Source organism: Nocardioides ferulae, from assembly GCF_003660455.1.
In the GTDB taxonomy this organism is placed as follows: domain Bacteria; phylum Actinomycetota; class Actinomycetes; order Propionibacteriales; family Nocardioidaceae; genus Nocardioides; species Nocardioides ferulae.
In genome coordinates this window covers 426,152-449,135 of sequence record NZ_QZVR01000001.1, presented here as the reverse complement: position 1 = coordinate 449,135, position 22,984 = coordinate 426,152, and the positions used below count along the sequence as shown (strand labels likewise).

General features: G+C 72.7%; 21 protein-coding genes and 1 tRNA gene. 9 read left to right on the top strand and 13 right to left on the bottom strand.

Going from position 1 to position 22,984, the window contains the following annotated elements; all coding sequences use genetic code 11:
• Nucleotide 1: 1 nt before the first annotated feature.
• Nucleotides 2-3,742 carry a methionine synthase gene (gene metH / locus D6B71_RS02145; protein WP_121251887.1) on the bottom strand — a complete coding sequence of 1,247 codons (3,741 nt, stop codon included), beginning with the start codon at nt 3,740-3,742 and terminating at the stop codon, nt 2-4.
• A 211-nt stretch (nt 3,743-3,953) separates the two neighbouring features.
• On the opposite strand from metH, the gene D6B71_RS02140 reads away from it, so the two are divergent.
• Complete coding sequence (locus tag D6B71_RS02140; protein WP_121251885.1) at nt 3,954-4,808, top strand: PAC2 family protein; 855 nt, start codon at nt 3,954-3,956, stop codon at nt 4,806-4,808.
• Nucleotides 4,809-4,815: 7 nt separating this feature from the next.
• Here the strand turns inward: D6B71_RS02140 and D6B71_RS02135 are convergent, their stop codons facing one another.
• From D6B71_RS02135 to D6B71_RS02115, 5 genes are all read right to left on the bottom strand, one after another.
• Nucleotides 4,816-5,235 carry a VOC family protein gene (locus D6B71_RS02135; protein ID WP_121251504.1) on the bottom strand — a complete coding sequence of 140 codons (420 nt, stop codon included), beginning with the start codon at nt 5,233-5,235 and terminating at the stop codon, nt 4,816-4,818.
• A 77-nt stretch (nt 5,236-5,312) separates the two neighbouring features.
• Nucleotides 5,313-6,551 (bottom strand): cysteine--1-D-myo-inosityl 2-amino-2-deoxy-alpha-D-glucopyranoside ligase, encoded by a 1,239-nt coding sequence (gene mshC, locus D6B71_RS02130; RefSeq protein WP_121251502.1) that lies wholly within the window; start codon nt 6,549-6,551, stop codon nt 5,313-5,315.
• Nucleotides 6,552-6,585: 34 nt separating this feature from the next.
• Entirely contained in the window at nt 6,586-7,365 is a 780-nt protein-coding gene (locus tag D6B71_RS02125) for an SCO1664 family protein (RefSeq protein ID WP_121251500.1), read from the bottom strand.
• A gap of 7 nt (nt 7,366-7,372) precedes the next feature.
• The gene (locus D6B71_RS02120) at nt 7,373-7,951 is read right to left on the bottom strand and encodes a DUF3090 domain-containing protein (protein ID WP_121251498.1); all 579 of its coding nucleotides are present in this window, start codon (nt 7,949-7,951) and stop codon (nt 7,373-7,375) included.
• A gap of 114 nt (nt 7,952-8,065) precedes the next feature.
• Nucleotides 8,066-8,785: an MSMEG_4193 family putative phosphomutase gene (locus tag D6B71_RS02115; protein ID WP_121251496.1), complete on the bottom strand. Its 720-nt coding sequence runs from the start codon at nt 8,783-8,785 to the stop codon at nt 8,066-8,068.
• A gap of 69 nt (nt 8,786-8,854) precedes the next feature.
• On the opposite strand from D6B71_RS02115, the gene corA reads away from it, so the two are divergent.
• Nucleotides 8,855-9,835, top strand: a complete 981-nt coding sequence (gene corA / locus D6B71_RS02110; protein WP_121251494.1) for a magnesium/cobalt transporter CorA — start codon at nt 8,855-8,857, stop codon at nt 9,833-9,835.
• A gap of 15 nt (nt 9,836-9,850) precedes the next feature.
• On the opposite strand, the gene D6B71_RS02105 is transcribed toward corA, so the two are convergent.
• Entirely contained in the window at nt 9,851-10,675 is an 825-nt protein-coding gene (locus D6B71_RS02105) for an undecaprenyl-diphosphate phosphatase (RefSeq protein WP_121251492.1), read from the bottom strand.
• 62 nt (nt 10,676-10,737) lie between these two features.
• Here D6B71_RS02105 and D6B71_RS02100 point away from each other — a divergent pair, with 62 nt between their 5' ends.
• Nucleotides 10,738-11,685, top strand: coding sequence for an aldo/keto reductase (locus D6B71_RS02100; RefSeq protein WP_121251490.1), 948 nt, complete (start codon nt 10,738-10,740; stop codon nt 11,683-11,685).
• A 2-nt stretch (nt 11,686-11,687) separates the two neighbouring features.
• Nucleotides 11,688-11,906 (top strand): DUF5703 family protein, encoded by a 219-nt coding sequence (locus D6B71_RS02095; RefSeq protein ID WP_240640958.1) that lies wholly within the window; start codon nt 11,688-11,690, stop codon nt 11,904-11,906.
• A gap of 79 nt (nt 11,907-11,985) precedes the next feature.
• Here D6B71_RS02095 and D6B71_RS02090 read toward each other — a convergent pair whose 3' ends face one another.
• Together D6B71_RS02090 and D6B71_RS02085 are read right to left on the bottom strand one after the other, a co-directional pair.
• Nucleotides 11,986-12,270 carry a TM2 domain-containing protein gene (locus D6B71_RS02090; protein WP_206051503.1) on the bottom strand — a complete coding sequence of 95 codons (285 nt, stop codon included), beginning with the start codon at nt 12,268-12,270 and terminating at the stop codon, nt 11,986-11,988.
• A 165-nt stretch (nt 12,271-12,435) separates the two neighbouring features.
• Nucleotides 12,436-13,788 carry a M20/M25/M40 family metallo-hydrolase gene (locus D6B71_RS02085; RefSeq protein ID WP_240640948.1) on the bottom strand — a complete coding sequence of 451 codons (1,353 nt, stop codon included), beginning with the start codon at nt 13,786-13,788 and terminating at the stop codon, nt 12,436-12,438.
• Nucleotides 13,789-13,893: 105 nt separating this feature from the next.
• Here D6B71_RS02085 and D6B71_RS02080 point away from each other — a divergent pair.
• Nucleotides 13,894-13,979: transfer RNA gene (locus D6B71_RS02080), tRNA-Leu, on the top strand.
• 80 nt (nt 13,980-14,059) lie between these two features.
• Here the strand turns inward: D6B71_RS02080 and D6B71_RS02075 are convergent.
• On the bottom strand, nt 14,060-15,037 hold the full coding sequence (locus D6B71_RS02075) for a 5'-3' exonuclease (RefSeq protein ID WP_121251484.1): 978 nt from the start codon (nt 15,035-15,037) through the stop codon (nt 14,060-14,062).
• Between the two features lie 133 nt (nt 15,038-15,170).
• On the opposite strand from D6B71_RS02075, the gene D6B71_RS02070 reads away from it, so the two are divergent.
• Nucleotides 15,171-16,127 carry a hypothetical protein gene (locus D6B71_RS02070; RefSeq protein WP_121251482.1) on the top strand — a complete coding sequence of 319 codons (957 nt, stop codon included), beginning with the start codon at nt 15,171-15,173 and terminating at the stop codon, nt 16,125-16,127.
• Between the two features lie 64 nt (nt 16,128-16,191).
• Here the strand turns inward: D6B71_RS02070 and D6B71_RS02065 are convergent, their stop codons facing one another.
• Complete coding sequence (locus tag D6B71_RS02065) at nt 16,192-16,605, bottom strand: hypothetical protein (RefSeq protein WP_126688177.1); 414 nt, start codon at nt 16,603-16,605, stop codon at nt 16,192-16,194.
• 104 nt (nt 16,606-16,709) lie between these two features.
• Nucleotides 16,710-18,545 carry an AMP-dependent synthetase/ligase gene (locus D6B71_RS02060; RefSeq protein ID WP_121251478.1) on the bottom strand — a complete coding sequence of 612 codons (1,836 nt, stop codon included), beginning with the start codon at nt 18,543-18,545 and terminating at the stop codon, nt 16,710-16,712.
• Between the two features lie 370 nt (nt 18,546-18,915).
• On the opposite strand from D6B71_RS02060, the gene D6B71_RS02055 reads away from it, so the two are divergent.
• Nucleotides 18,916-19,962 carry a zinc-dependent alcohol dehydrogenase family protein gene (locus tag D6B71_RS02055; RefSeq protein ID WP_240640947.1) on the top strand — a complete coding sequence of 349 codons (1,047 nt, stop codon included), beginning with the start codon at nt 18,916-18,918 and terminating at the stop codon, nt 19,960-19,962.
• Between the two features lie 15 nt (nt 19,963-19,977).
• Here D6B71_RS02055 and D6B71_RS02050 read toward each other — a convergent pair whose 3' ends face one another.
• Nucleotides 19,978-20,901 (bottom strand): universal stress protein, encoded by a 924-nt coding sequence (locus D6B71_RS02050; RefSeq protein ID WP_164519497.1) that lies wholly within the window; start codon nt 20,899-20,901, stop codon nt 19,978-19,980.
• Nucleotides 20,902-21,130: 229 nt separating this feature from the next.
• On the opposite strand from D6B71_RS02050, the gene D6B71_RS02045 reads away from it, so the two are divergent.
• Complete coding sequence (locus D6B71_RS02045) at nt 21,131-21,835, top strand: hypothetical protein (protein ID WP_126688176.1); 705 nt, start codon at nt 21,131-21,133, stop codon at nt 21,833-21,835.
• Nucleotides 21,836-22,056: 221 nt separating this feature from the next.
• Entirely contained in the window at nt 22,057-22,974 is a 918-nt protein-coding gene (locus tag D6B71_RS02040; RefSeq protein ID WP_121251473.1) for a universal stress protein, read from the top strand.
• Nucleotides 22,975-22,984 lie beyond the last annotated feature (10 nt).

The window sequence follows — 22,984 nt, the reverse complement described above, 5'->3', positions numbered from 1 at the left end:
CTCAGTCCTCCGGGTCGTAGGCGAGGTTCGACGACAGCCACCGCTCGGCCTCGGCCAGGGTCCAGCCCTTGCGGCGGGCGTAGTCCTCGACCTGGTCGCGTCCGACGCGGCCGACCACGAAGTACTGCGACTGGGGATGGGAGAAGTACCAGCCGGAGACCGCCGCGCCCGGCCACATCGCCATGCCGTCGGTGAGCTCGATCCCGGTGTTGGCCTCGACGTCGAGCAGCTCCCACAGCGTCCGCTTCTCGGTGTGCTCGGGGCAGGCCGGGTAGCCGGGGGCCGGACGGATGCCGACGTACTCCTCCGCGATCAGCGCGTCGTTGTCGAGCGACTCGTCGGGGGCATGGCCCCAGAACTCCTTGCGCACTCTCTCGTGCAGCCGCTCGGCGAAGGCCTCGGCGAGCCGGTCCGCGAGCGACTCGAGCAGGATCGCCGAGTAGTCGTCGTGCTGCTCCTTGAAGGCCAGGATCCGCTCCTGGCCGCCCAGGCCGGCGGTCACCGCGAAGGCGCCCACGTGGTCGGGCAGCCCGGTCTCGCGGGGCGCCACGAAGTCGCCCAGCGAGCGGTTCGGCACGCCGTCCCGGTGGTCGCCCTGCTGACGCAGGTTGTGCAGCGTCCGCAGCACCTGCGTGCGCGACTCGTCGGTGTAGAGCTCGATGTCGTCGCCGACGGCGTTGGCCGGGAAGAACCCGAGGACCGCGTTCGCGGTGAGCCACTGCTCCGCGATGATCCGGTCGAGCATCGCCTGCGCGTCGTCGTAGAGAGCGCGCGCGGTCTCGCCGGTCGCCGGGTTGTTCAAGATGTCGGGGAACCGTCCCTTCATCTCCCAGGCGTTGAAGAACGGCTGCCAGTCGATGTAGTCGCGCAGCTCGGCCAGGTCGTAGCCCGACAGCACGTGCACGCCGGGCCGTCGCGGCGCGGGCGGCTGGTAGCCGGCCCAGTCGATCGGGGTCCGGTTGGCCCGGGCCTGCTCGAGGGAGACCATCGGCCGGTCGTGCCTGGCTGCGTAGCGGGTGCGCAGCGCGTCGTAGTCCGCTGTGAGGTCGGCCAGCAGCTTGGGCCGCTGGGCGTCGCTGAGCAGGGCGGCCAGCACGGGGACCGAGCGCGAGGCGTCCTTGACCCAGACCACCGGGCCGTCGTACTTGCCGTCGACCTTGACCGCGGTGTGCGCCCGGGACGTCGTCGCACCGCCCACCAGCAGCGGGATGTCGAGTCCTCGCCGCTGCATCTCGGCGGCGACGTTGACCATCTCGTCCAACGACGGCGTGATCAGGCCGGAGAGACCGACCGCGTCGGCGCCCACCTCCACCGCCGTGTCGAGGATCTTCTGGGCCGGCACCATCACGCCGAGGTCGATCACCTCGAAGTTGTTGCACTGCAGCACCACGCCGACGATGTTCTTGCCGATGTCGTGCACGTCGCCCTTCACGGTGGCCATCACGATCGTGCCGTTGGTGTCCTTGGCGGTGGCGAACTCCGGCTTGTCGAGCTTCTCCTGCTCGATGAACGGGATCAGGTAGGCCACGGCCTTCTTCATCACCCGGGCCGACTTCACCACCTGGGGCAGGAACATCTTGCCTGCCCCGAACAGGTCGCCGACGACGTTCATGCCGTCCATCAGCGGCCCCTCGATGACCTCGATCGGCCGGCCGCCCCGTGCCTCGATCAGGGCCCGCAGCTCCTCGGTGTCGGACTCGGCGTAGGCGTCGATGCCCTTCACCAGCGCATGGGTGATCCGCTCCCCCACCGGCAGCGAGCGCCACTCCTCGGTGGCGGCCTCGGTGCGGCCGGCGGCACGGTTGTGCTCCTCGGCGATCTCGAGCAGCCGCTCGGCGGCGTCGGGGCGCCGGTTGAGCACGACGTCCTCGATGCGCTCGCGCAGCAGCGGGTCGACCTCGTCGTAGACGACGAGGGCCCCGGCGTTGACGATGCCCATGTCGAGGCCGGCCTCGATCGCGTGGTAGAGGAAGACCGCGTGGATGGCCTCGCGCACGGGGTTGTTGCCCCGGAACGAGAACGACACGTTGGAGACGCCGCCCGAGACCTTGGCGCCCGGCAGGTTCTGCTTGATCCAGCGGGTGGCCTCGATGAAGTCCAGGCCGTAGGAGGCGTGCTCCTCGATGCCGGTCGCCACCGCGAACACGTTCGGGTCGAAGATGATGTCCTCGGCCGGGAAGCCGACCTCCTCGGTGAGGATCCGGTAGGCCCGCTCGCAGATCGCGGTACGCCGCTCGAGGTTGTCGGCCTGGCCGTCCTCGTCGAAGGCCATCACCACCGCCGCCGCGCCGTACTTGCGGCACAGCCGGGCCTGCTCGACGAACTTCTCCTCGCCCTCCTTCATCGAGATGGAGTTGACGATCGGCTTGCCCTGGACGCACCGCAGGCCGGCCTCGATCACCTCCCACTTGGAGGAGTCGATCATCACCGGGACCCGGCTGATGTCGGGCTCGCCCGCGACCAGCTTGAGGAAGCGGTCCATCGCGGCGACGCCGTCGATCATGCCTTCGTCCATGTTGACGTCGATGACCTGCGCGCCGTTCTCGACCTGCTGGGCCGCCACCGACAGGGCTGCGTCGTAGTCGGCGTCCTTGATCAGCTTGCGGAAGCGCGCCGAGCCGGTGATGTTGGTGCGCTCGCCGACGTTGACGAACAGGCTCTCGGCGGTCACGTTGAACGGCTCCAGCCCGGAGAGCCGCAGTGCGGGCTCCGGGCGGGCCGGCACCCGCGGCGCCACCTCGGCGACCGCCGCGCCGATCGCGGCGATGTGCTCGGGCGTGGTCCCGCAGCAGCCGCCGACGACGTTGACCAGTCCGCTGGTGGCGAACTCCCCCACCGTGGCCGCCATCTGCGCGGCCGACTCGTCGTACTCGCCGAACGCGTTCGGCAGCCCGGCGTTGGGGTGGGCGGAGACGAAGCAGTCGGCGACCCGGCTCAGCTCGGCGACGTACTGGCGCAGCTCGGCGGCCCCGAGCGCACAGTTCAGCCCGATCGTGAGCGGCCGGGCGTGGCGCACCGAGTTCCAGAACGCCTCGGTGGTCTGGCCGGACAGCGTGCGACCCGAGGCGTCGGTGATCGTGCCGGAGATCATCACCGGCCAGCGGCGTCCCTGCTGTTCGAAGAGCGTCTCGAGCGCGAAGATCGCCGCCCGTGCGTTCAGCGTGTCGAAGACCGTCTCGATCAGCAGCAGGTCGGCCCCGCCGTCGACCAGGCCCCGCGCCTGCTCGAGGTACGCCGCGACCAGCTGCTCGTAGGAGACGTTGCGGGCACCGGGGTCGTTGACGTCCGGCGAGATCGACGCGGTGCGGTTGGTCGGTCCGAGGGAGCCGGCGACGAAGCGGGGGCGTTCGGCGGTCGCGACCGCGTCGCACGCCTCCCGGGCGACCCGGGCGCCGGCCAGGTTCAGCTCGTAGGCCAGCGCCTCCATGCCGTAGTCGGCCTGGGCGATCGAGGTCGCGGTGAAGGTGTTGGTCTCGACGATGTCGGCACCGGCGTCGAGATACCGGCGGTGGATCGAGCGCACCATCTCGGGCTGGGTGAGGTTGAGCAGGTCGCTGTTGCCCTTGACGTCGTGGCTCCAGTCGGCGAACCGGTCGCCGCGGAACTCGGCCTCTCCGGGCGCGAAGCCCTGGATGAGGGTGCCCATGCCGCCGTCGAGGACCAGGATCCGCTCGCCCAGCATCCGGGTCAGCTGCTCGGTGGCGTCCGGGCGGTGGCCGCTCGGCGGCACGTGCGTCGGCATGGTCGTCGGGGCCGGCTCCGGTGCGGGCTGGCTCACTGGCACTCCTCTCCGGCCGTGGGCCGGCAGCGGTCGTCGCCTCCAGCGTAGGAGGACGTCCACAGCGTGGACAGGCTGCCCGCATCGTGACATTCCAGCGGCGGACGGGCCGAATCGCCGCGGGTGTGCCCTCCTGCACACGGTGGGCGTCGGGCGCGGTGACTACGCTGGGGAGGTGATCGAGATCGACGACGTCCCGGACCTGGTGGATCCCGTGGTCATCGCGGCCTTCGAGGGCTGGAACGACGCCGCCGACGGGGCGTCCTCGGTGATCGACCACCTGATGACGGTCTGGGGCGGCCGCGTCGTGGCGGCCCTGGACCCCGAGGACTTCTACGACTTCCAGGTGAACCGGCCGATCGTCGGCACCGACGCCCGCGGCCACCGCAGCATCACCTGGCCCAGCACCCAGATCGCCGTGGCCTCGCCCCCGGGGCTGGACCGCGACGTCATCCTGGTGCGCGGCATCGAGCCGAACCTGCGCTGGCGCCAGTTCTGCGCCGAGCTGCTGGCCACCATCGACGACCTGGGCGGGCAGCTGGTCGTGACGCTCGGCGCGCTGCTGGCCGACACCCCGCACACCCGCCCCATCCCGGTCTCCGGCACCGCCACCGAGCCCGATCTCGTCGATCGGCTCAAGCTCGAGACGTCCTCCTACGAGGGCCCCACCGGCATCGTCGGCGTCTTCCAGGACGCCTGCGGCAAGCTCGACATCCCCGCGGTGTCCTACTGGGCCGCGGTCCCCCACTACGTCGCCCAGCCGCCGTGCCCCAAGGCCACGCTGGCGCTGCTCGGCCAGCTCGAGGACCTCCTCGAGGTGTCGATCCCGCTCGGCGACCTCCCCGAGGACGCCAAGGCGTGGGAGCGGGGCGTCGACGAGCTCGCCGAGGAGGACGAGGACGTCGCCGACTATGTGCGCAGCCTCGAGGAGACCCGCGACACCGCCGACCTGCCCGAGGCGTCCGGCGAGGCGATCGCCCGCGAGTTCGAGCGCTACCTGCGACGCCGGGGCGAGGGCGGGCCCCTGTAGGGCTGGTTCAGTCCCCGGTCATCCCGAGCTCCTCGGGGCCGAGCGTGACCGGGGTCTGCAGGAGCCACTGGACGCCGAAGGGGTCGCGCACCCGGCCGCCGCGGGCGCCGTACGGCTGGTCCTGCACCGCGAAGACCGTCTCCGCGCCGGCCGCCACCATCGCGGCCGCCAGCGCGTCCGGCGCGTCGGTCACCACGTCGAGGATCGGCCCCGGGCGGCCCGGGCCGGGTGCCGGGTCGTGCTCGTCGGCGTCCTTGAGGGTGAGCCGGGTGCCGAGCACGTCGACCTCGGCGAAGACGATCCGGTCGCCGGCGGCGTAGCGCACCACCTCGGTGGCGCCCAGGGTGGCGGTGTAGAAGGCGATCGCCCGGCCGGCCCCGTCGACCGCGAGCTTCGGACGGACCGCGTTGCTTGGCGTGTCGTTCATGGGTCCACCGTGGCACGAGCGCCCGCGCCCGCTCTTGAACGATTGGGAGATGGGCCTGGCCACCCGCCCGGGCAGGGTCAGACGGTCAGGCCCAGCGCCGCGTCGAGCGCCGGGAGCAGCGCGGCCGCGGCCTGCGGGTCGCTGGTGTCGGCCAGCCCGCCGGAGCCGAGCGTCGCCGCGGCCCACCGGTCCACCGCCGCGACCGCTCGCGGGGCGTCCAGGTCGTCGGCGAGGGCGGCCAGCACCTCCTCGACCACGGGCGCCGCGGGAGCCCCCGCCCCGAGCGAGAGCGCCTTGCGCCAGGTCGCCAGGTCGTCGACCGAGCGCCACAGCTCGGTGTCGGTCCACTCCCAGTCGTCGCGGTAGTGGTGGCGCAGCAGCGTCAGCCGGATCGCCATCGGGTCGACGTCGCTGTTGCGCAGCGCCGAGACGAAGACCAGGTTGCCCCGCGACTTCGACATCTTCTCGCCGTCGTAGCCGACCATGCCGCCGTGGGAGTAGACCCGGGCGAACGGGGTGCCGGGCTCGACGACCTGGGCATGGCCCGCGCACATCTCGTGGTGCGGGAAGACCAGGTCGCTGCCCCCGCCCTGGACGTCGAACGCGCCACCGAGGTGGTGTCGCGCGATCGCCGCGCACTCCACGTGCCAGCCGGGCCGGCCGGGGCCGAAGGGGCTCGGCCAGGACGGCTCGCCCGGCCGCTCGCCCCGCCAGACCACGCAGTCGAGCGGGTCTCGCTTGCCGGGCCGGTCGGGGTCGCCGCCGCGGTCGGGGAAGATCCGCAGCATCGCGTCACGGTCGAGGTTGGACGCAGCCCCGAAGTCGGGGTCGGCGGTGACCGAGAAGTAGAGGTCGGTCTCGACCTGGTAGACCGCGCCCTGGGCCTGGAGCTGCTCGATCAGCTCCACCGCCAGCGGGATCGACTCGACCGCCCCCACGTAGTGGTCCGGCGGCAGCACCCGCAGCGCGGTCATGTCCTGGCGGAACAGCTCGGTCTCCCGCTCGGCCAGCGCCGTCCAGTCGACCTTCACCTTCGCGGCCCGCTCCAGCAGCGGGTCGTCGACGTCGGTGACGTTCTGCACGTAGGTCACGTCGTGCCCGGCACTGCGCCAGGCCCGGTTGAGCAGGTCGAACGCGACGTAGGTCGCGGCGTGCCCCATGTGGGTGGCGTCGTAGGGGGTGATCCCGCAGACGTAGAGACGGGCGGTGCCACCGGGATCGGTGGTCACCCGGCTGCCGCTGGCGGTGTCGTGGAGCACCACCTGGGGTCCGGTCACGGGGAGGGAAGGGATCTCCGGGGACGGCCAGGCACGCATGTCCGCAGCCTAGTGGTGGCCTCCAGGACGCCGGTCAGAAGGGCGGCCAGGGAATGGCCGGGTAGTCGCCGCGCGGGTGCGGCAGGGCCCCCCGCGTCAGCAGCCGCTCGAGCCGGCCGACCAGCGCCTCCAGCTCGACGTCGGTCAGGTGCTCGGCGAGCCCGTCGTACGCCGCTCCGGTCACCGCGGCGCTCACGCGCTGGAGCGCGGCGAGCTCGTCGTCGGTCAACGGCTCTCCCGACCACCCCCACAACACGGTGCGCAGCTTGTGCTCGGCGTGGAAGGTGAGCCCGTGGTCGACGCCGTAGCGGTGACCCCCGGGCATCTCCAGGACGTGCCCACCCTTGCGGTCGGCGTTGTTCACCACCACGTCGAAGACGGCCATCCGGCGCAGCGCGGGGGTGTCCTCGTGCACCAGCGACACGGGCTGGTCGTGGTTGTCGACCCCGTCGAAGACGTGCCGATAGCCGGCCGGCAGCTCACCGCCCGGCACCAGCGTCACCGCGGCCTGGGTCTCGTCGGGCTCCTGCCACCGTTGCACCATGCCGACGCCGTGCGGGCCGTCGCGCAGCCACGTCTCGGGGACCACGTCCCAGCCGAACAGCTGCGAGAGCAGGTAGGCGGCGACCTCGCGGCGCGCCAGGTTGCCGTCGGGGAAGTCCCATAGGGGGCGCTCCCCCGCCACCGGCTTGTAGACGACCCGGAGGTCGCCGATCTGGCCGAGGAAGGTCGCGTTGGAGGCCGGCATGATCCGCCCGTGCAGCACCAGCTCGCCCTCGAGGAGCTCGCCGTCGCCTGTGGCGGTGTCGCTCACCGACGGCTCACGGATCGCGTCGGCGGAACCCGTTGGCGCGCACGCACAGGTGGCCGTCGGGGTCGATCGGGTTGCCGCAGAACGGGCAGCTCGGACGGCCGGCCTCGAGCACGCGCTCGGCGCGCTTGGCGAAGGAGCGGGCGTGCCCGGCGTCGAGCCGGACCAGCAGCACCTCGTCGGGCTCGGGCTCCTCGAAGTCCTCGTCGATCTGTTCCGGGGAGACGACCGCGGCCTCGGTGTAGGGGAACACCTCGATGACGATGCGTTCGTCGGTGGGGTCCCACGACAGCGTCATGGTGCCGGCCCGGAACTCCTCCTCGATGGGCTGCTCGAGCGGTGCGTCGTCGTCGAGGCCGAGGGGGGCGACCGCCGGGATCAGCGCGTCGGGCTCGCCGCTGGCCATGACCTCGTCGAGCAGCTCGTCGACGCGCTCGGCGAGGGCGGCCACCTGCTGCTTCTCGAGGGCGACCGTGACGAGCCGGGTGCCGGAGCGCGCCTGCAGGAAGAAGGTGCGGGAGCCGGGCGGGCCGACGGTGCCCGCGACGAAGCGCTCGGGCGGGTCGAATCCGTGGACCAGGGGTGCCATGGACCCCACCTTAGGGCCGCGGCCGAAGGCGCCCGATCCGAGCCCGGCTGCGGACCGGCTGGGGATCGGCTGGGGATCGGTGGACCCGCTCACCGCCGGCGGGCGGGTGATCGCTCAGGCTGTCGGCTCGGGACCGGCACCCCCTCCGACGACCGCGTCGACGTTGCGGCGCGGTGCCCGCCGCCCCCGGCTCGGCTTGGGCGCGAGCCAGGCGAGGTCGCCGGCATGGCTGTTGGTCGCGAGCACGTAGGGCCGGGCGCCGGTGTAGCGAACGATGGAGGCCGAGGCGGGGTCGACGTGGAGCCGCTGGAAGAGGTCGAGGTGCATGCCGAGGGCGTCGGCCAGCACCGCCTTGATGATGTCGCCGTGGCTGACGGCCACCCAGACCGCGCCGGCACCGTGCGCGGTCTCCACGGCGGCGTCGTGGCGGCGTACGGCGGCGACCGCGCGGGCCTGCATGGCGGCCAGCGACTCGCCGCCGGGGAAGGCGGCCGCCGAGGGCTGGGACTGCACGGTGGCCCACAGCTTCTCGCGGGCCAGGTCCTTCAGGGCGCGGCCCTGCCACTCGCCGTAGTCGCACTCGGTGATGCCCCGCTCGCTGGCGATGGCCAGGGGCCCGGCCTGGGCCCGCATGATCGCCTTGGCGGTCTGCCGGCACCGTTCGAGCGGGCTGCTCACGATCGCCGACAGCGGCACCGCCGCGATCCGCTCCGCCGTCCGGTCGGCCTGCGCCTGGCCCGTGGCGTCGAGCCGGACGCCGGGCAGACGACCCGCCAGGGTGCCCGACGCGTTCGCGGTCGTCCGGCCGTGGCGCACCAGGATCACCGTTGCCATGCTCGGAGCCTAGTGGCATCCGCCAGCGCGTCGGCGCCGCCGGCAGCGCAGAGGCACTAGCCTGCGAGCGTGATCGTGGACGGTGCGCTCTACCGGGGCGGTGCCCGGGTGGCCACCGACTGCGGCGCCCGCGACTACCGGACCCTGCGCTCCCTGGCCGACCAGCCCGGCGACTTCGTCTGGGTCGGCCTGCACGAGCCGACCCATGCCGAGCTCACCGACGTCGCCGAGGCCTTCGACCTGCACCCGCTGGCGGTCGAGGACGCGGTCAAGGCGCACCAGCGGCCCAAGCAGGAGCACTACGGGCAGAGCCTGTTCGTGATCCTCAAGACCCTCTGGTACGTCGACGAGGAGGACGCCGTCGAGACCGGCGAGATCGGCCTGTTCGTCGGCCACGACTTCGTGGTGACGGTCCGGCACGGGCAGGGATCGGAGCTCGGCAGCGCGCGCCGGCGACTCGAGGCGGATCCGGCGGTGCTCACCCACGGCCCGTCGGCGGTGCTCTACACGGTCAGCGACGTCGTCGTCGACCAGTACGCCGAGGTGATCGACGCGCTCGAGGTCGACGTCGACGAGGTGGAGGCCTCGGTCTTCTCCGAGGACCGCACCGACGACGCGGCGCGCATCTACCGCCTCAAGCGCGAGATCGCCGAGGTGCGCCGGGCGGTGCTGCCCCTCCGGGAGCCGATGAGCCGCCTCGCCGGCGGTGAGCTGCGCGGCATCGACGGCGAGGCGGGGCCGTTCTTCCGCGACGTCGCCGACCACCTGCACCGGGCGTCCGAGGTGGTGGACACCCTCGACGGGTTGCTGTCGACGGCGTTCGACGCCCACCTGGCCCAGATCTCCATCCGCCAGAACGACGACATGCGCAAGATCTCCGCCGGGGTCGGGCTGGTGGCCGCGCCGACGCTCATCGCCGCCGTCTACGGCATGAACTTCACCCACATGCCGGAGCTGCATTGGCTCTTCGGCTACCCGTTCGCGCTGCTGCTGATGGCGCTGGCTTCGAGCACCGTGTGGGTGTTCTTCAAGCGTTCCGGGTGGCTGTAGCCGCTCGGTGAGAGGTCAGGCCGTCAGCACGCCGGTGCCGACCAGCAGCAGGGTGGCCGAGCCGAGCAGCACCCGGTAGACCACGAACGGTGCGTAGGAGCGCGTCGAGACGTAGCGCAGCAGCCACGCGATCGCCGCGTAGCCGACCAGGAACGAGACCAGGGTGGCGACGATCGTGGGTCCCCACCCGTAGGTGTTGTCGCCGTGCGGGATCTCCTTGAGCTCGAACAGGCCTGCCCCCACCACCGCGGGGATCGCGAGCAGGAACGCGTAGCGGGTGGCGGCCTCGCGCTCGTAGCCGAGGAACCGGCCCATGGAGAGCGTGGCGCCGGACCGGGAGACGCCGGGCACCAGCGCCATCGCCTGGGCGAAGCCCATCAGGATCGCGTCGCGCGGCCCGATCTGCTTGATCGTCTTGGTGCTCGACCCCAGCCGGTCGGCCAGGCCCAGCACGAGCCCGAGCACGATCAGTGTCGTGCCGATGATCCACAGGCTGCGGAAGTCCTCCTCGATGACGTCCTTGAGGGCGATGCCGAGCACCACGATCGGCAGCGAGCCGAAGATGATGAACCAGCCCATCCGGGCGTCGAGGTGACCGCGGTACTCGGGCCGGAACAGCGAGCGCAGCCAGGCGGTGGCGATCCGCCAGATGTCCTTGCGGAAGTAGAGCAGCACCGCCAGCTCCGTGCCGATCTGGATCACCGCGGTGAACGCCGCGCCCGGGTCTCCCCAGCCGAACAGCTCCGGGTAGATGCGCAGGTGCGCGCTGCTGGAGATGGGGAGGAACTCGGTCAGCCCCTGGATGGTGCCGAGCACGACGGCTTGGAGGAGATCCCACACGGGTGGCGATCCTACGGAGTGCCGTCGAGCGACGCGGCGGCGCGGGCGGATACCTTGTCGCCATGCAGCACAGGTCCCTCGGCCGCACCGGCCTTCAGGTCTCCCGGCTGGGGCTCGGCACGATGACGTGGGGCCGGGCCACCGACCAGCACGAGGCCCGCGACCAGCTGATCGCGTTCGCGGAGGCGGGGGGCACGCTGGTCGACACCGCCGCCGGCTACGGCGACGGGGCCTCCGAGGAGGTCCTCGGATCCCTGGTCGGCGACGTGGTCGCCCGTGACGAGGTGGTGCTGGCCACGAAGGCCGGCATCGTGCGGCGTGGCGACACCCGACGCCTCGACACCTCGCGCGGCCACCTGCTGCCGACGCTCGACGCGTCGCTGCGGCGGCTCGGCACCGACCACGTCGATCTGTGGCAGGTGCACGTGTGGAGCGACGGCGCCCCGCTGGAGGAGACCCTCTCCGCGCTGGACGTCGCGGTGTCGTCGGGCCGAGCGTCGTACGTCGGCATCTCCAACTACTGCGGCTGGCAGACGGCCCAGGCCGCGACCTGGCAGCGCGCCGTCCCGGGGCGCGCGGTGCTCGCCTCGACGCAGGTGCAGTACTCCCTCCTGCACCGCGACCCCGAGGACGAGGTGCTGCCCGCGGCCCAGGCTCTCGGGCTGGGGGTGCTGCCGTGGTCGCCGCTGGCGGGCGGGGTGCTGACCGGCAAGTACCGCACGGGCACGCCGGCCGACTCCCGCGCCGCCGACCCGGCGTTCGCGGGGCGGGTCGAGAGCTACCTCGACGACGACAGCCGTGGCGTGGTGGAGGCCGTGATCCGGGCCGCGGACGGGCTGGGCTGCACGCCGACCGAGGTCGCCCTGGCCTGGGTCCGCGACCGCCCGGGCGTGACCGCCCCGATCGTGGGCGCCCGCACCGCGGGACAGCTGCGCGCCGCCCTCGCGGTCGAGGAGATGACGCTGCCGCCCGAGATCGCCTCGGCCCTCGACGACGTCTCGGGAGGCTGAGGATGAGCCGAGCCCACCGGCGCCCGCCGAGCCCGGGGGTGGAGTGGGAGTACCACAAGGTGACCTTCTCGCGGGAGTTCTCCCGCAACGTCGTCACCAAGCTGCTCGTGGAGCGCGCCGAGCACGGCGGCTGGGAGCTGCACCAGGTGCGTATCGGCCCCGACGGCGTACGCCGGGTGGTGCTGCGGCGCAAGATCATCCGGCAGCTGCGGGCCTGCTGACCCACGGGCCATCCGGTCCGGAATGCAGCGGCGCGCCGGCCCCGAGGGGGCCGGCGCGCCGTCGTGCAGGGAGGACAGGTCAGCCCTGGAGCGTCCTGCCGTCGGCGTCGGTGGTCCAGCCGTCGGAGCCGATGAGGTAGAGGATGCCCTCGATGAAGCCCCAGATGGCGCCGATGCCGCAGGTCACGAGCGTGACCACCAGCTGGATCACGCCCTTCTTGGTGTTGCCGAGATAGAACTGGTGGACACCGAAGCCACCGAGGAAGATGCCGAGCAGACCGGCGACGATCTTGGACTTGTCCGACATCTGGCCCGGCTGCGGGACTCCAGGCTGCTGATTGGGGGGCGGGGTGGGGTAGGACACGAGCGCTCCTGGCAGGTGGCGAAGGAAGGTGCGGTTGCCGCACCGATGCCGTCCCGGTCGGGACGGCAGATGTGGGCCAGTCTGGCCCCACAGGTCGAGCTCCGGCAGCAGGATGGCAGATTCGGACCCGCGTTGCACGAAACCCGCACGGCGCGGCCGATCCGCCTACACCTGGTCGAGGAACCGGTCCAGCACCCGCGCCCCGAACTCGAGGGCGTCGACCGGGACCCGCTCGTCGACGCCGTGGAAGAGCGCGGTGAAGTCGAGGTCGTCGGGCAGCCGCAGCGGCGCGAAGCCGTAGGCGCGCAGACCGAGACGGTTGAAGTGCTTCGCGTCGGTGCCGCCGCTCATCAGGTAGGGCGCCACCACCGCGTCGGGGTCCTCGGCCAGCAGCGACCGGGTCATGGCGTCGACCAGCGCGCCGTCGTACGGCGTCTCCCATGGTGCCTGCTTGGAGACGTAGTCGATCGAGACGTCCTCGCCGCACAGCTCGGCCAGCGTCGCGAAGAACTCGTCCTCGAAGCCCGGCAGGAATCGCCCGTCCACGTGGGCGGTCGCCTCGGTCGGGATGACGTTCACCTTGTAGCCGGCGCCGAGCATCGTGGGGTTGGTGGTGTTGCGCAGCACCGCGCCGAGCATGCGGGCGGCTCCCCCGAACTCCGAGATCAGCGCCTCGGCGTTCTCAGGGGTGGCTTCGACGCCGGCGATCTCCCCCACCGCCGCGAGCAGCGTGCGCATCGTGGGGGTGAGGCGCACCGGCCAGTCGTGCGCGCCGATGCGGGCGACGGCGGCCGCGAGCGCGCTGACGGCGTTGTCGTCGTTGAGCATCGACCCGTGGCCGGCCCGGCCCCGGGCAGTGAGCCGCATCCAGGCCATGCCCTTCTCGGCCGCCTCGATCAGATAGACGCGCCGACCGCGCACCGTGGCGCTGAACCCGCCGACCTCACCCACGGCCTCGGTGACGCCCTCGAACTCGTCGCGATGACGATCCATCAGGACCTCGGCGCCGTGGTGGCCGCCGGCCTCCTCGTCGGCGGTGAAGCAGAGGACGACAGGGCGCTCCGGGGCGCGGCCGGCCCGGGCCCGGGCGCGCACCACCGAGAGCAGCATCGCGTCGAAGTCCTTCATGTCCACCGCACCGCGCCCCCAGACGTAGCCGTCGCGGACCTCCCCGGAGAACGGGTGCACCTGCCAGTCCTCGGCAGCGGCCGGGACGACGTCGAGGTGGCCGTGCAGCAGCAGCGAGCCCCGCTCGTGGGTGGCGCCGGGGGTGCCGCCCCAGTGCGCGACCACGTTGGTCCGGCCCGGACCGGACTCGTGCAGCCGGCACTCGATGCCGACCTCCTCGAGCAGCGCGGCGACGTGCTCGGCGGCCTTGCGCTCTCCGGGGCCCTCGTCGTCCCCGTAGTTGGAGGTGTCGATGCGGATCAGGTCGCGGCACAGCTCGACGACCTCGGCCGCCGGGTCGTGGGCACCGCGATCGGCGGGGAGGCTGCTGACGGGCTCGGCTGGCGTCACGGCTGGCTTCTCGGCTGGCTCCCTCATGGGGCCAGCATGACACTCGGGGTGAGGGCTCCCGATGTGAGGATTCGGCCCGCGCTTTGCTACAGTTCCGACGCACTCGTCCGGGTGGCGGAATTGGCAGACGCGCTAGCTTGAGGTGCTAGTGCCCGTATTAGGGCGTGGGGGTTCAAGTCCCCCCTCGGACACCGGGAAACACCCGCTTGACCAGCGGAAACGCACCGAGACCCCCGGCCCACAGGGCCGGGGGTCTCGTGCGTCGCGGCCGTTACTCCCGTTGCGGCTCCTGGGTGAGCACGCGCAGCGCCAGGTCCGTGGTCGCCGGGACGCCGAGGTAGCCCACGACCTGGGAGATCCGGTCGGGATCGAGCGGCAGCAGGCCCGGGCTGCCCGGCACGTCCGGGGTCAGCCCGAGGTCGAGGTCGGTGCGGCCCGACATCATCGCCAGGTTGAAGTCGAACCGCTCCCGGACCCCCGGCGCGAGCAGCTTCTTCAGCACGCTCGCCCCCATGCGCGGGCGACCGGCCTCCTCGCACCAGGAGTCGAGCGTGGCGACCAGCGTCGCGCCGTCGCAGTGCTCGATGTCGGCCCACACCGCGTCCATCGACCCCATCTGCTCCAGCAGGACCGCCGCTGTCTTCTCGCCGAAGCCGGGCACGCCCGGCAGGTTGTCGCTGGCGTCACCGCGGAGCACGGCGTACTCCAGGTAGTGCTCGGCCCGGATGCCGTACATCGTCCGCAGCCGGGCCGGGTTCAGCAGCGGTGAGCCGTCGATGCCACCGTTGATGAGCCGCAGCACCTGGGTGTGCTCGCTGATATGGGCGAAGGCGTCGCGGTCGGAGGTGACGAGCACGCAGCGCCAGTCGTGCTCGACGGCCCACGTGGCCGCCGTCGCGTTGACGTCGTCGGCCTCCAGCCCTCTCGGCGTCACCGTGAGCATGCCGAGCGCGTCGAGCAGCGCGCCGGCGCGCTCGAGCTGGTCGACGAGCGCGTGGTCCTTCTCGGCCCGGCCTGCCTTGTAGGCCGGATAGCGGTCCTCGCGCACCGACGACGTCCGGTCGTCGAGCCCGAAGAGCACAGCGTCCGGGGCGAACCGGTCGATCGCCTGCAGGATCTGGCGCAGCATCCCGTGCAGCGCCCACGCCGGTCGGCCGCCGCGGTCGCGCAGTCCGGACTCGGCGCGGGCATGGTGGTTGCGATGGAGCAGCGACGGCGCGTCGACGGCCAGCAGCAGCGGGCGGGTCATCGCGGCAGCCTCCGGTGCAGGGCCGGTATCTCGCCCGCGGCGCGGTCGTGACGCCGGTGCGCGCCGACCTGGTGCTCCGCGCCGACGAGCGCATTCTGCCTCCGACCCACGGCGACCAACCTAGTCTGGGCGGATGCGTCTGCTTCTCGGTGCCTTCCTGCTGGCTCTCGTCGCTCTCACCGGGTGCGGCGCTGACGAGACCGCACCGTCGCCGGACCCGGCGGCTGCGCGGCCGCTGGACCAGGCCTGGGAGCACGACCTGGTGCTCCCGCCGAACTCCTACACCGACCCCCTCGCGGTGGCCAAACGGCACTGGCTCGCGTCCGGGTCGTTCGACAACTCGCCGGGGACGACCAACCCCACCCCGAACGTGCCGCTCCCCTACACGATCGGCGACAGCCGCACCGGCGACGTCACCCCCCTGCCGTCGCTCGGCCTCGGCCCGGTCCAGGCCATCCCCGGCACCCGGTTCTTCGTGGCCGTGGCCGACGGCAAGGTTGCGGTCATCGACCCGGCGAAGCCGGCGTTCGTGTGGACGAAGCCGGCCTCGATCGGCACCGAGGTCGTCGACATGTCCGCGACGCGGATCTGGATGGGCCGCACGACCGACGACGGCCACCCGATCTGCTTCACCGTCGCCACCGGCCGCGTCGTCGAGCAGGACGCCCAATGCCTGGCCGCCGACATCGACCCGCCGAACGTCATCGACGGGGTGAGCTGGTGGCCGAACCCGCGGATCGTGGAGGTCCCCGGCGGGGGCCGACTGGAAGTCCCGGTGGTCGACGCCCACGACGTCGAGACCAGGCAGCCGCTGTGGTCCTTCGGAGATGTCGACGTGCGGGTCGAGGACGACACCGCCGCCCTGGCGTACTCCGCGTTCGCCGGCTCCGCCCTCGGGCTGGCGCGGATCGACTACGCCGCCGACCGCGCGACACTGCGCCTGGTCGACGTCCGGACCGGCGACGTGACCCAGACCCTCGGCCGCGTCGACGCGGGCACGCTGGTCGGCTTCTCCGGCAAGGTCGCGGTCTTCGAGGAACGCCACCCCGACCGCGCGCCGCGGATCACGGGATACGTCGTCCGGCGCTGAATCGTCGCCGCCGTGTCGGTGCGCTCGGCTCTCGTGCGTCTGATCGGGGCGCTCCCCCGCCCGATCAGCGGGCGTCGAGCAGGTGCGCGGAGAGCGTGGCGGCGAAGCTGCGTGACTGGTCCTCGCTGGTGAAGTCGAGAGTCACCGGACCGCCACGCAGCACCTCGGTGAGCAGCGCCACCCGGTGGCCGTGCAGCCGGACACCGTCGATCAGCCGCCAGGGCAGCACGAAGACCTGAGGGTTGTCCGCGTCGCCGGACCTCTCGAGGTCGAGCACGACCACGCCGCGCGGCGAGGCCTCGACCACCAGCACCGCTTGGCCGGCGTGGTTGGACCTCCGCGCCCCGACGCGTCCCTCGCCGCCCAGGGCGCTGTCGAAGAAGCCGGGAAGCCAGTCCGGGAGCTCGTCGGCGTCGGTCATGGTCACCACCCGTTCTGGTCGCTGGTCACGCTGGCCCGCGGTTGCCGGCCTGGTCATCGTGCCCGATCCCCTATCGGCCGCACAGCACCCGCCGCTGAGGAACCCCGGCGCAGCGGGACCCGGCGCACGCGTCCCGGCCTCGAGCCGAAGGGCCGTCGCGGTCAGCGCCGCGGCCCCGGCCCGGCGTACATCGACTCCAACAGCGAGTGGTGCTTGCTCTCCACGACGTTGCGCCGCACCTTCATGCTGGGGGTGAGCTCGCCGGACTCGACCGAGAGATCGTGGTCGAGGATGCGGAAGTCCTTCACGGTCTCCCACCTGTTCAGCCGCCCGTTCACCTGGTCGAGTGAGGACCTGACGTAGTCGTGGACCGCGGGGTGGGCTGCGAGCGAGCGATAGTCGGAGGCGTCGAGCTGTCGGGCGGCGCCCCACTGGGTCAGCGCGTCCGGGTCGAGGGTCACCAGCGCGGTCGCGTAGTGCCGCCCCTCGGCGTGGACGACCATCTGGCTGGCGAGCGGGCACAGCGCCTTGAACAGGGTCTCGATGGCCTGCGGGGCGATGTACTTGCCGCCGGAGGTCTTCACCAGGTCCTTCTTGCGGTCGGTGATCCGCAGCTGCTCGCGATCGTCGAGCTCGCCGATGTCGCCGGTGGCGAACCAGCCGTCGGCGTCCAGCACCTCGGCGGTCGCCTCGGGCAGGTTGTGGTAGCCGCGCATCACACCGGGGCCGCGCACGAGGATCTCGCCGTCGGGTGCGATCCGCACCTCGGTTCCCGGAAGCGGCGGGCCCACCCGGCCGAACACCGGGTCGCCGGGTCGCACGATGCACACACCCGCGCTGGTCTCGGTCAGGCCGTAGCCCTCGAGGACCAGCAGTCCGGCGCTGTGGAACCAGCGGGCCACGTCCGGTGAGAGCGCCGCGCTGCCGGAGAGCATGAAGCGGATCCGGCCACCCAGCCTCGCCCGGATCTTCCTGAGCACCAGGCGGTCGGCCAGCGCGTGCTCCACCAGGTCCCGGCGCGAGACCTCGCGCCCCTCCAACCGGGCGGTGGCGACCTGCTCCCCCACGGTGAAGGCCCAGGCGAAGAGCCGGCTCTTCACTCCGCCCTCCTCCTCGATGGTCTGCACGATCTTGCCGTGCACCTTCTCGAAGATCCGGGGAGGTCCGGCCATGAAGGTGGGGCGCACCACGGCGAGGTTCTCGACGATCTTCTCCATCCGGCCGTCGACGGCCGTGGTGAACCCGATCTGGAGCTGGACCGCCTGGAGCATCTTGCCGAACGAGTGGGACAGGGGCAGCCAGAGGTACTGCAGGTCGTCGATGGAGAGGATGTCCAGCGACTCGGCGCCCACGCCGATGTAGGTCCAGCAGCGGTGCGGCAGCTCGACGCCCTTCGGCTGCCCGGTCGTACCGGAGGTGTACATCAACGTGGCCAGGTGCTCCGGCCCGATCCGCGCGACCGACTCGTCCACCGCGTCCGGGTGCTCGGCGAGGTGGGCGCGACCACGCTCTCGGAGGTCGTCGAGCCCCAGCACCCAGTCACCGTCGGCCGCGCCGTCGAAGGTGACCACCCGGGTCACGTCGGGCAGCCGGTCGCGGTGCGCGCGCAACTTGGCGACCTGGGCGTCGTCCTCGGCGAACACCACCCGAGAGCCGCTGTCGCCGAGGATGTACGCGACGTCCTCACTCCCGGTCGTCGGATAGACCGCCGTGGTGGCTGCCCCGGCACAGACCACGGCGAGGTCGGCATGGATCCACTCGATGCGGGTGCTGCTGGCGATCGCCACCCTGTCCTCGGGCCCGACACCGAGCGACAGCAGGCCGGCGGCCAGGACACGCACCGTCTCGCCTGTCTCTCTCCAGGTCTCCGACTCCCACTCCGTCCCCGATGGGTAGCGGTAGGCCTCGCGGTCGGGTGTGGCGGCGACCCGGTCCCAGAACATGCGCGCCAGCGATACGGCGGCGGTCGGGGCGAGCTCCGGCTGGACGGTGGACATGTGAGACCCCCTCGTGGACAACGTGTCCACACTCCCGCCGCCACCGCCGCGTCGCTAGAGAACTAGGTCCCGGGGTTCGGGCGCGGAGACCCCGGTCCGTCGGCTCCGGGTGGCCGTGGCGGTGCCGGCCACGGCCACCCGGTGCGTCCGCCGCGGCGGTCCTGGTCGCGAAGCGTGTTCGCGAACCCCTGTGCTGCTTGACGATCGGGGATTCATCAGGAGCCCGTCCAAATGCGTGGACGCAGCCAGGGTCGCCGTCCCGCTGCGCCGCCGCCAGGGACTTTCGCCCCGGTCCAGTCGGGACCTTCGACGAGGCGGCCGGACCGTCGATCGGTGGGCAGAATGGGCGGCAGCGACCCGGGAGGACCACATGGACGCACCGCTGACGCCCGGAACCACCATGCGCGCCTGGGCCGTCGAGCGGCCCGCGCCCATCTCCCACCGGCCCCTGGTCGAGGTCGTCCGACGGGTGCCCGCACCGGGACCCGGCGAGGTGCTGGTCCGGGTGCGCACCTGCGGCGTGTGCCGCACCGACCTGCACCTGGCGGAGGGCGACCTCGCCCCGCGGCACGCCGGCATCGTCCCGGGCCATCAGGTCGTCGGGGAGGTCGTCGCCCGCGGCCGGCGCGCCGAGCGGTTCCAGATCGGGGACCGGGTGGGCATCGCCTGGCTCCGCTCGACCTGCGGCCAGTGCCGCTGGTGCCGCTCCGGAGCCGAGAACCTGTGCCCGGCCTCGAGCTACACCGGCTGGGACGCCGACGGCGGGTTCGCCGAGTACGCCGTGGTCCCCGCCGCGTTCGCCTACTCCCTGCCGGCCGGTGTCGACGACGTGAGCGCGGCGCCGCTGCTCTGCGCGGGGATCATCGGCTACCGGGCGCTGCGGCGGGCCGCCCTCCCTCCGGGCGGGCGCCTGGGCATCTACGGATTCGGATCGAGTGCCCACCTGACCGCGCAGATCGCCCTCGCCGAGGGCGCCGAGCTGTACGTCATGACCCGGGGCACGGCGGCCCGTGCCCTCGCCGAGGAGCTGGGAGCCGCCTGGGTGGGGCCAGCGGACGCTGCGCCACCGCAGCAGCTCGACGCCGCCGTCGTCTTCGCTCCCGCGGGCGAGCTGGTCCCGGTCGCCCTCGAGGCCCTGGACCGCGGCGGCACCCTCGCTCTCGCGGGCATCCACATGTCACAGGTGCCGGCACTGGACTACGAGCGGCACCTCTTCTACGAGCGCGACCTGCGCTCGGTCACCAGCAACACCCGGGCCGACGGCGAGGAGCTGCTCCGCCTGGCGGCGCGGCTGCGCCTCGACGTCCGCACCACCGTGCACCCGTTCGGGCAGACCGACACGGCCCTGGCCGCCGTCGCGGCAGGTCAGGTCGCCGGTTCGGCGGTGGTCCGGGTGTCGGAGTCCTCGCGGGAGTGAGCCTCGCCGGTCGGGCTACTTCTGCATCGTCCCTTCGTCCTCGAGGACCAGGCCGGGGGTCTCGGCGGCGACGGCCTGTGGCGGCACGATCGCCACCGGGCACACCGAGTCGCGCAGCAGGGTCCGCGCCACCGATCCCAGGTGGACCGCGGCCGGGAAGCCGTGGCTCTTGCGCACCAGCACCATCAGGTCGGCCTCCTTGGAGGCCTCGCGGAGCGCATGCGCCGGGTGGTCGTGCAGCACCCGGACCTCCACCTCGACGTCGGGGTAGCTGCGGTGCCAGTCCTCGAGCAGCGGGTCGATCTCCTCGTGCGCGGCCCGCGCCCATTCCTCGGCGTGCACGCGCCCCTCGACCACGTCGTCGTACGCCGTCGGCAGCCGCCAGGCGTGCATGACCACCAGCTTCGCCTTGCGCGCCGACGCCGCGGCGAACGCACGCGCCAGCAGTTCGCCGGAGTGAGCGGCACCCTTGAAGCCGGCGATGACCAGCCCGTGCTCGACCTCGGGGTTCCAGGTCGCGGGGACCGAGACCACCGGGGCGGTCGCCCGCGCCGCGACCCCGGTGGTGGTGGTGCCGGTGCTGAGCCGGGTCATCATCGACGCGTGCCGGTGCCCGAGCACGATCATCCGGGCTCCCCTGCCCGCCTCGCTCACCGCGCCGACCCGACGGCCGACCCGCAGCAGGGACTGCACGGGGGCGTCCGGCGCCCAGCGGCGCAGGGTCTCGGCCGACTGGTCGAGGATGTAACGGCCCTGTTGCTCCATCTCGCTCATCGCCACCGGGTACATCGCCGCGATCGGCACGTAGTCCGGGGTGACGTGGACGAGCGTGATGCCGCAGCCGGCTCGCGCGGCCTCCAGCGCTCCGTAGTGCAGGGCCCGTTCGCTGTCGGGCGAGCCATCGGTGCCGATGACGACGGTGGGCACATGACCGGACATGGCAGGTCCTCTCGTCGGTGCGGCGGCCCGTGGGGTCGGCGGGTCCGCTCCACCTCGAGTCTGCTGACCAGGGACCGCGGCGACGAGGGCCTTTCCTCCCCGGGGACCGGGTCCAGGGGCCCGGAAACGCGCACCCTGCCGGGCAGGTGGGTGGGCGGGGACGCAGGGCCCGGCCGCTGGTGACCTGGGTCCCTGCCGCGGGGGCCGACGCCTCCGCTTGCCTGGTGGCATGAGGATCTACCGTCGCTGCTGGCTCGTGGTCGCCGGCGCCGTGCTCGGCGTGGGCGTGGCCGCCGGCCTGTCCACGCTGACCTGGCAGTCCGGTCTCGCGCTGGTGCTCCCGTTGGCCGGTCTCGGCGCGCTCTACGGCTTCTTGTGGGCTCCGTTCCTGCCGGGCATCCGCCGCCCGGCCCTGGACGGCGCGCTGCTGGGCGCCACCGCCGGGCCCGCCCTGGTCGGGATCTTCGGCCTGCTCGGTCCGATCGCGGCACTGCTCCTGGGCATGCTGTTCCTCGCCCACCCGGCCTCGCTGCCCTGGCTGACCGGACGCGGCCGACGCGCCGCGAACCCGGCCGGCGCGATCGCCGATCGCTCCACCACCGGGGTGCCCGCCCGGGCAGCGACGGCGGACCGCCGGGCGGCGCCTGTCGCGGCCGGGCGCATCGACTTCGGCAAGGACGCCGACAGCGTCCGCGCGGCGCTCCGGTCGGCCAGCGACGACGAACTGCGCCAAGCGTGGCTCACCACCAACGACTCCCTCGGCTTCTCACGCAGCCCCGACCGGGCCATGGAGCTGGCGCAGGTGCGCGCTCTCGTGCTCGACGAGTTCGAGATCCGCGACCCGGCGTCGTTCCAAAACTGGCTGTGGGCGGCCCCACGCCCCTCGGCCGGACCCGCGCTGCACGGTCGCCACCGTCACTCCTCGGGCCGCTGAGCTCGTGCGCCTCCGTTGCCACGCCGACGGGCGACCCAGGTCGTGGGACTGCGGTCGGTGCCGGCTGCGTGCCACCTCGATCCTGATCCGATCGGGGCCTTCGACCCTGCCGGTGAGCGGCGGTGCACGCCAGACTGGCAGGCGAGCCGGGCGCCGCGCCGCCGCCGGCAGGCCGACGGTGGGGCGTTCCGGGCCGATGCGCACTCCGAGGAGGTCCGCACATGTCCGACCGACCGACCCGGATCGTCGTCGCCGTCGGTGACGGGGACGCCGAGCCGCTGCTGCGCTTCGCCGCCGGCGAGGCACTGAGAAGCGGCAGCCCCCTGCACCTGGTGCACGTCCTGCACATGCCCCCGAGCGGCCCGGAGTCGTTCGTGATGGCCTTCGAGGCCGCCCGAGAGATCGGCACCCGGCTGCTGTCCCGGCACGGGGCTCGGGCCCGCGAGCTGGTCGGGGGCCGACTCGCGGTCACCACCGAGCTGCTCGAGCACAGCAACGGCACCGTCGGCGACATCCTCGAGCTCAGCTCCGATGCCCGCCTGGTCTGCCTCGAGCACCGCCAGCTGCACTGGCTGCGGCGGCTCGCGTCGGGGTCGACCACGCTGGGAGTCGCAGCCCGCTCCCTGGTGCCGGTGGTCTCCGTCCCGGAGGGGTGGGACGCGACGCAGGAGGCCCGTGGCCTGGTCAGCGTCGGTGTCGACGACCCCGTGAACTCCGACCCGGTGCTGCGCGCCGCCTTCGAGAACGCCGCCGAGCGGGGGGCTCGCCTCTGCGTGCTGCATGCCTGGTGGCTGGCCAACGGCTACGACGACGTGGTCGTGGACAACCGGATGCGCGAGGACTGGAGCCGCCGCCTCGAGGCCGCCATCGAGCCGGCCCTGGACAAGCTGCGCGTGGAGTTCCCGCAGGTCGCGGTCGAGCTGGTCGTGCGGCACGCGCCGATCGCGCTCGCCCTGACCGAGCTGTCCGCCGAGTCCGACCTGCTCGTGCTCGGCCGACGCCACGCCCACCTGCCCTTCGGCAGCCACCTCGGTCCGGTGGTGCGCACCCTGGTCCGCGACAGCGCCTGCCCGGTCATCGTGGTCGAGCCGGTGGACCCACCGCCCCTGACGCGGCGGGACCTCGCCACCCCCGAGTGAGAACGCGGCG

What these genes read in the sequence shown, in the direction of transcription:
- metH (WP_121251887.1), bottom strand. Translation starts at nt 3,742, where the DNA reads ATGCCGACGCACGTGCCGCCGAGCGGCCACCGCCCGGACGCCACCGAG.
- D6B71_RS02135 (WP_121251504.1), bottom strand. Translation starts at nt 5,235, where the DNA reads ATGAACGACACGCCAAGCAACGCGGTCCGTCCGAAGCTCGCGGTCGAC.
- mshC (WP_121251502.1), bottom strand. Translation starts at nt 6,551, where the DNA reads ATGCGTGCCTGGCCGTCCCCGGAGATCCCTTCCCTCCCCGTGACCGGA.
- D6B71_RS02120 (WP_121251498.1), bottom strand. Translation starts at nt 7,951, where the DNA reads ATGGCACCCCTGGTCCACGGATTCGACCCGCCCGAGCGCTTCGTCGCG.
- D6B71_RS02115 (WP_121251496.1), bottom strand. Translation starts at nt 8,785, where the DNA reads ATGGCAACGGTGATCCTGGTGCGCCACGGCCGGACGACCGCGAACGCG.
- D6B71_RS02100 (WP_121251490.1), top strand. Translation starts at nt 10,738, where the DNA reads ATGCAGCACAGGTCCCTCGGCCGCACCGGCCTTCAGGTCTCCCGGCTG.
- D6B71_RS02095 (WP_240640958.1), top strand. Translation starts at nt 11,688, where the DNA reads ATGAGCCGAGCCCACCGGCGCCCGCCGAGCCCGGGGGTGGAGTGGGAG.
- D6B71_RS02075 (WP_121251484.1), bottom strand. Translation starts at nt 15,037, where the DNA reads ATGACCCGCCCGCTGCTGCTGGCCGTCGACGCGCCGTCGCTGCTCCAT.
- D6B71_RS02070 (WP_121251482.1), top strand. Translation starts at nt 15,171, where the DNA reads ATGCGTCTGCTTCTCGGTGCCTTCCTGCTGGCTCTCGTCGCTCTCACC.
- D6B71_RS02065 (WP_126688177.1), bottom strand. Translation starts at nt 16,605, where the DNA reads ATGACCAGGCCGGCAACCGCGGGCCAGCGTGACCAGCGACCAGAACGG.
- D6B71_RS02060 (WP_121251478.1), bottom strand. Translation starts at nt 18,545, where the DNA reads ATGTCCACCGTCCAGCCGGAGCTCGCCCCGACCGCCGCCGTATCGCTG.
- D6B71_RS02055 (WP_240640947.1), top strand. Translation starts at nt 18,916, where the DNA reads ATGGACGCACCGCTGACGCCCGGAACCACCATGCGCGCCTGGGCCGTC.
- D6B71_RS02050 (WP_164519497.1), bottom strand. Translation starts at nt 20,901, where the DNA reads ATGTCCGGTCATGTGCCCACCGTCGTCATCGGCACCGATGGCTCGCCC.
- D6B71_RS02045 (WP_126688176.1), top strand. Translation starts at nt 21,131, where the DNA reads ATGAGGATCTACCGTCGCTGCTGGCTCGTGGTCGCCGGCGCCGTGCTC.
- D6B71_RS02040 (WP_121251473.1), top strand. Translation starts at nt 22,057, where the DNA reads ATGTCCGACCGACCGACCCGGATCGTCGTCGCCGTCGGTGACGGGGAC.